The 6,283-nt window shown below is 29.0% G+C and carries 8 protein-coding genes; 5 read left to right on the forward strand and 3 right to left on the reverse strand.

Translation table 11 applies throughout. From position 1 onward, the window contains the following. Positions 1–298: 298 nt before the first annotated feature. The gene (gene trmB, locus GQS58_RS11260) at positions 299–970 is read right to left on the reverse strand and encodes a tRNA (guanosine(46)-N7)-methyltransferase TrmB (protein ID WP_166385900.1); all 672 of its coding nucleotides are present in this window, start codon (positions 968–970) and stop codon (positions 299–301) included. Between the two features lie 9 nt (positions 971–979). Beyond that, positions 980–1,201, reverse strand: coding sequence for a DUF6341 family protein (locus GQS58_RS11265; RefSeq protein ID WP_166385902.1), 222 nt, complete (start codon positions 1,199–1,201; stop codon positions 980–982). 41 nt (positions 1,202–1,242) lie between these two features. Here GQS58_RS11265 and GQS58_RS17190 point away from each other — a divergent pair, with 41 nt between their 5' ends. Next, a complete protein-coding gene (locus GQS58_RS17190) occupies positions 1,243–2,172 on the forward strand; it encodes a DUF6427 family protein (protein WP_240914601.1) in 930 nt (309 codons plus the stop codon). Here GQS58_RS17190 and upp read toward each other — a convergent pair. After that, positions 2,167–2,820 carry a uracil phosphoribosyltransferase gene (upp, locus tag GQS58_RS11275; protein ID WP_166385906.1) on the reverse strand — a complete coding sequence of 218 codons (654 nt, stop codon included), beginning with the start codon at positions 2,818–2,820 and terminating at the stop codon, positions 2,167–2,169. The genes GQS58_RS17190 and upp overlap by 6 nt on opposite strands. A gap of 239 nt (positions 2,821–3,059) precedes the next feature. On the opposite strand from upp, the gene GQS58_RS11280 reads away from it, so the two are divergent. From GQS58_RS11280 to nadD, 4 genes are all read left to right on the forward strand, one after another. Continuing rightward, positions 3,060–3,947 (forward strand): DMT family transporter, encoded by an 888-nt coding sequence (locus GQS58_RS11280; RefSeq protein WP_166386217.1) that lies wholly within the window; start codon positions 3,060–3,062, stop codon positions 3,945–3,947. Positions 3,948–4,140: 193 nt separating this feature from the next. Beyond that, on the forward strand, positions 4,141–4,995 hold the full coding sequence (locus GQS58_RS11285) for a YicC family protein (protein ID WP_166386219.1): 855 nt from the start codon (positions 4,141–4,143) through the stop codon (positions 4,993–4,995). Between the two features lie 93 nt (positions 4,996–5,088). Further along, the gene (gene gmk / locus GQS58_RS11290) at positions 5,089–5,670 is read left to right on the forward strand and encodes a guanylate kinase (RefSeq protein ID WP_166385908.1); all 582 of its coding nucleotides are present in this window, start codon (positions 5,089–5,091) and stop codon (positions 5,668–5,670) included. A gap of 31 nt (positions 5,671–5,701) precedes the next feature. Beyond that, on the forward strand, positions 5,702–6,283 hold the full coding sequence (gene nadD / locus GQS58_RS11295) for a nicotinate (nicotinamide) nucleotide adenylyltransferase (RefSeq protein ID WP_166385910.1): 582 nt from the start codon (positions 5,702–5,704) through the stop codon (positions 6,281–6,283).

A 6,283-nucleotide genomic window follows, 5' to 3' on the forward strand; every position in this document is an offset into this window, starting at 1 on the left:
ATGTAGAATTTTAGAAAATTAAAATAAGTCTAGATTTTTTTGTTTCGTTTTTCATCGATGGAAAAAAGAAAAGAATAGATAGTTATTACACGAAGTTCGTAGTCGAAAATAGGAATTCATGGAAAAGCACTTCGACAGGCTCAGTGTGACAGCAGAAAGTTTAATTGGAATAATCGAAAATAAGAATTAACAGTTGTGATGTTATGAGATTCCTCAATCGCCTAAAAAAGGCTCATTTCGGAATGACAAGTGGGGAGTTAATTAAGTAATAGATAGTTTAATTCCCCTAAATGACACGTTAATACTTCAATCTAAATTTAATATAAGTAATAGGTTTATCTACTTCTAAATACTGTTTTTCGTAAAAAGTTTGAGTTTCTGTTACTTCTTTTGGTGCGCCTTCATTTTTATACACAGTATGGTTTGCATATAAAATTTCATGACCTTCACCATGCAACAAACCTAAAGTATAACCATGCATAAATTCTGAATCTGTTTTAAGATTCATGATTCCTTCTTCATTAAGAATATGATGGTATTTTTTCATAAAACTAGAATTTGTCATTCTATGTTTTGTACGCTGAAATTTTATTTGAGGATCTGGGAAAGTGATCCAAATTTCTGAAACTTCATTTTCGGCAAAAATAAAATCAACCAACTCAATTTGAGTTCTTACAAAAGCTACATTATCTAGATTTTCTTCTATTGCAGTTTTTGCTCCTCTCCAAAAGCGGGCACCTTTTATATCGATACCAATAAAATTTTTATTCGGATTTTTTCTAGCCAAAGCAATGGTATATTCTCCTTTACCACACCCTAACTCTACAACAATAGGATTGTTGTTACCAAAAAAAGAATGCCATTTACCTTTATGAGAAAAATCTGTTACAACTTCTTCTCTAGTTGGTTGAATGACATTTTTAAACGTTTCATTTTCTTTGAAACGTTTCAGTTTGTTTTTGCTTCCCAAATTATTATTTTAAGCTTTATCTTCTGTTCCTTCTCTCTTAAACTTAAGAGTTTGTCCCATCCAGTATGCGAATAAACATAATAAAACTACTAGAAACCCCCAGTTTACTGCATTAGAAATCCACCAACCAAAATCTGCATTTGCTACAGTTAAACGTAACCAATGGAATGGCGTAAATAATAAATCGGTAAATAAACTACCAATCCATCTAAAAATATTGCTTGCTATCATAACTTAATTATCTTTACGCTGCAAAAATAACAAAAGAAACGATGCTAGCCAATTTTTTAGAGAAATCTAAACCAATCAATTTTATAGTCTATTTTGGACTCTTTTTTTGCTTCTTTATAATTACTGTTTTTTCTAACTTACTAACAGATAGTTTTACTTGGCTAAAAGCCATGGAAAACGTCTCTTTTTTAGGCCTCTTTTTAATTATATTTTTCTTCTACAGTTTTATTGTTTCTAAAAATAAATTAACGTTTGACCACTCTTATTCTTTCTTTGTTTTTATATTAACAAGCATTCTTTTTATACCCAAGCTACTCGAGTTTAAAACCTTGATAACACTAATAATTTACCTTCTTTTTTTAAGAAAAATATACAGTCTACGTTCTCCTAAAAAGATGATTCAGAAATTATTTGATAGTGGCTTTTGGTTAGGTGTTCTTATTATTCTAGAACCCTTTACCTTGGTTTTTTCCATACTAATTTACGCATCTATTTTATTGAGAAAAAAAGTTTCTTTTCACACTATATTAACGCCAATTATTGGGTTTATTTCTCCCTTAATCATCTATTTTTCGTACCTGTTTTGGTATGATTATAACGAAGAGTTTAAGCAACTTTTTGCTTTTAATAATATAAATAATGTATTTATCTACAGAAAAGACACCACTCTTTGGATTTTTGGAGCCGTACTTTTATTAACCATAATTTCTGTATTCTTAAAATCGCCTAAGGTATTATCTGTAAATAATTCTTTTAAAAAAAGTTGGATTATTTTAATTATTAACTCAATTATTGCAGTTGTTTTTGCTTTAATAATTACTGAAAAGAATGGTTCGGAAATTGTTTATTTATTGATACCTGCATCTATAATTATAGCAAACGGATTTGAAGTAATAGAAAAAATGATTGTTAAAAACAGTATATCAGCATTACTTTTAATAGGTACAATACTTACCTATTTCTTGTTATAATTTAGTTCCAAAAGCTAAATCGCCAGCATCTCCTAAACCTGGTACTATATATCCTTTACTATTTAATTGATCATCTATAGCTGCAATCCATAAATGTGTGTTTTCTGGAAATTTATCTCTAATAAACTCAATTCCTTCTTTAGAAGCAATAACTACTAAAATATGAATTTCTTCAGGAATTCCTTGTTTTTTTATCGCCTCATAAACAGACACCAAAGATTGCCCTGTTGCCAACATAGGATCTAACAATAATAAAGTTTTATTTTTAATTGATGGGGCTGCAAAATACTCTACTACAATTTCAGATTCGGCATCTTTATTTGGGTGATGACGGTACGCAGAAATAAAAGCATTTTCTGCATCATCAAAATAGTTTAATACCCCTTGATGCAAAGGTAAACCAGCTCTTAAAATTGAACACAAGACAACCTCGTTATCAGATAGTTGTTCTGTATTTTTACCTAATGGAGTTTCAACAGAAACATTCTTATAAGAAAGATTTTTACTTAATTCATAACCTAAAATTTCACCAATTCTTTCAATATTTCTTCTAAAACGAAGTGAATCTTTTTGAATTTTTACATCTCTAATTTCTGCAATGAATTTATTAAGAATAGAGTTTTTTTCTTGTAAGTGATGAATAATCATTATAAATAATTTTAGAATGACAAATGTAAAACAATTGTGTAAAATGGTATCTTACAACAACACAAAAGATTAAAACATTTACAAAAACTAAAAAAATTAAGAATACCACTTTCAATAGACTACTAAAAACAACTACATTAAAAGAGTTTCTATATATAATTTGAAACTCTTTTAATGTATTGTACAACTAAAAATTATTCTCAACTTTACAAGCTCATTTTAGAATTCTATTTTTGAAAATAAATCAAAGAACAATAGCCTTAATTGCAGTTACTATAGCTACCATAATTTATGGCCTTAATTACTCTATTGCTAAAGAAGTAATGCCTACCTATGTAAAACCATTTGGTTTTATTTTAATAAGAGTTATTGGTGCAACTACAATTTTTTGGGTTCTTGGTTTGTTTATTAAATCTCAAAAAATAGAAAAATCTGATTATAAAAAACTACTCTTAGCAGCCATTTTTGGTATTAGTCTAAATATGCTTTCTTTCTTTAAAGGGTTAATTTTAACCACGCCAATTAGTGCTTCTGTTATTATGGTTACCTCACCAATTATGGTACTCATTTTCTCTAGTCTTTTAATTAGAAAAGCCATTGGTAAACTTCGTGTTTTAGGTATAATCATTGGTTTAATAGGTACAGTTTTACTTATTACGTACGGTAATTCATCAAACAATAGTGGTACAAATAGCAATTGGGGCAATTTTTTAATTTTTGTAAATGCCACCTCTTATGGTTTGTATTTAGTAATCTCTAAAAGCTTAATTCACAAATACCACCCAATTACACTTGTTAAATGGCTCTATTTAATAGGGCTTATATTTGTACTTCCTTTTGGTTACAGAGATTTTACAGAAATAAGTTGGCAAGAAATGCCTATAAATATTTACTGGAATATTGGCTTTGTTATTGTGTTTACTTCTTGTGTTACCTACCTATTTAATTTATATGGTTTATCAAAATTAAAACCAACAACTGTTAGTGTTTTTATATACTTACAGCCAGTTATAGCAACAATTTATGCTTTAATTATTGGTAGCGATTCTTTAAACCTTATAAAAGTTGGTGCAACAATACTTATCTTTTGTGGTGTATATTTAGTAACCAAGCAAGTAAAAGAATAGCCACAATTAAAACTTATAAATCAACTTTGCTCATTTAAATTAGTAAAATTCATCATCCTTAAAATTAGTGCGAATTTTTAAAATATCTGTCTTTATCATTTTCAATGATTTACAAATGCATTCCCTTAAAAATTCTGTGAAATAAAAACTATATTTGCCCCTCATCTAAAATGTTGATTTTATGATTCAATCTATGACTGGTTATGGCAAGTCTGTATTACAATTACCTACTAAAAAAGTAACCATAGAAATTAAATCTTTAAACAGTAAAAACCTCGATTTAAACGTTCGTATTCCTTCTTATTATAAAGAGAAAGAATTGGCAGTACGTAAAAAACTAGCAAGTGCTTTGGTACGTGGTAAAGTAGATTTTTCAATTTTTGTAGAAATGACTGCAGACGAAACTTCTACAACTATTAATCACGGGGTTGTAAAGGAATATATGCAACAACTAAGAAATGTTGTACAAACCGGAACTACTAATGATGTTGAATTATTGAAAATGGCCGTAAGAATGCCAGACGCTTTAAAGACAGAACGTGAAGAATTAGATGAAAACGAATGGAACCTAATCAACGAAAGTGTAGATATTGCTATTAAAGATATTGTACAATATAGAATTGATGAAGCTTCTTCTTTAGAAATAGATTTTAAAGAAAGAATTGCTAATATTAAAACCTATTTAGAGGAGGTAAAAGCTTTAGATGGAGATAGAGTAGAAAACGTAAAAACACGTTTAAAAAAGGCTATCGACGATTTAAAGGTAGATACAGATGAAAATCGTTTTGAACAAGAATTAATTTATTATCTAGAGAAATTAGATATTAATGAAGAAAAAGTTCGTTTAGCGAATCACTTAGATTATTTCTTACAAACAATGGAATCTAAAGATTCTAATGGTAAAAAATTAGGATTTATTGTTCAAGAAATGGGTAGAGAAATAAACACTACTGGTTCTAAAGCCAATTTTGCACCTATGCAAAAAGCCGTTATTCAAATGAAAAACGAGCTAGAACAAATTAAAGAACAAATTTTAAATGTATTGTAATATTTTCTACAAGGTTAAAAAAACCATGTAACTATTACAAGATACTAATTACAAGATGCTGAAACAAGTTCAGCATGACAAATAATAAAATATATGTCAGATTTTAAAGGGAAATTATTCGTCTTTTCTGCACCCTCAGGTTCAGGTAAAACAACTATTGTACGCCATTTATTAAAACAAGAAAGGTTTAATCTAGAATTTTCTATTTCTGCTACTTCTAGAGAACCTAGAGGAGAAGAAATAGACGGTAAAGACTATTACTTTATCAACTTAAGAGCATTTAAGGATAAAATTAAAAGTGATGAATTTTTAGAGTGGGAAGAAGTTTATAGAGACAACTTCTACGGAACTTTAAAAAGTGAGGTAGAGCGCATTTGGGCCTTAAAAAAACACGTTATTTTTGATATTGATGTAGTTGGCGGATTGCGTATTAAAAAGAAATATCCAGAAGAAACGTTATCTGTTTTTGTAAAGCCACCAAGTGTAGACGAGTTAAAAATTCGTTTAAAGAAACGTTCTACAGAAAGTGAAGACAAAATAAATATGCGTATTGCAAAAGCTTCTGTAGAATTAGCAACTGCACCACAATTTGATAAAATTATAAAAAATTACATTTTAGAAGATGCTTTGCAAGAAGCAGAAGAGTTAATGAGTAATTTTTTAGAATTGAACTAAAGGCAAAAGGCGAACAGCTAAAAGCATAAAGATGAAAATAGGTTTATATTTTGGTACGTTTAACCCCATGCATATTGGGCATTTAATTATTGCCAATCACATGGTAGAAAATTCTGATTTAGATGAAATCTGGATGGTTGTTACGCCTCACAATCCGTTTAAGAAAAAAAGCTCTTTACTAGATAATCATGAACGTTTTGAAATGATCTATAGAGCAACCGCTAATTACCAGAAAATAAAACCATCAGATATAGAGTTTAATTTACCACAACCTAACTACACAGTTCATACGTTAGCACACGTTTCTGATATGTACCCAAACAAAGAATTCTGTTTAATTATGGGAGAAGACAATCTAAAAAGTTTACATAAATGGAAAAATTATGAAACCATTTTAGAACATCATCATATTTATGTGTACCCTAGAATTGCAGAAGGCGTTATGGATGATCAATTTAAAAATCATCCTAAAATTCATAAAGTAGAGGCTCCTATTGTACAAATATCTTCTACCATGATAAGGAAGGCTCGAAAAGAAAAAAAGAACATACAACCTCTGTTACCTAAAGAAGTTTGGGAATATATAGATGAAATGAACTTCTACAATAAATAA

Origin of the sequence: Polaribacter sp. 11A2H, from assembly GCF_011379025.1 — a bacterium.
Taxonomy (GTDB): domain Bacteria; phylum Bacteroidota; class Bacteroidia; order Flavobacteriales; family Flavobacteriaceae; genus Polaribacter.

What these genes read in the sequence shown, in the direction of transcription:
- GQS58_RS11265 (WP_166385902.1), bottom strand. Translation starts at nt 1,201, where the DNA reads ATGATAGCAAGCAATATTTTTAGATGGATTGGTAGTTTATTTACCGAT.
- GQS58_RS17190 (WP_240914601.1), top strand. Translation starts at nt 1,243, where the DNA reads ATGCTAGCCAATTTTTTAGAGAAATCTAAACCAATCAATTTTATAGTC.
- upp (WP_166385906.1), bottom strand. Translation starts at nt 2,820, where the DNA reads ATGATTATTCATCACTTACAAGAAAAAAACTCTATTCTTAATAAATTC.
- GQS58_RS11285 (WP_166386219.1), top strand. Translation starts at nt 4,141, where the DNA reads ATGACTGGTTATGGCAAGTCTGTATTACAATTACCTACTAAAAAAGTA.
- gmk (WP_166385908.1), top strand. Translation starts at nt 5,089, where the DNA reads ATGTCAGATTTTAAAGGGAAATTATTCGTCTTTTCTGCACCCTCAGGT.
- nadD (WP_166385910.1), top strand. Translation starts at nt 5,702, where the DNA reads ATGAAAATAGGTTTATATTTTGGTACGTTTAACCCCATGCATATTGGG.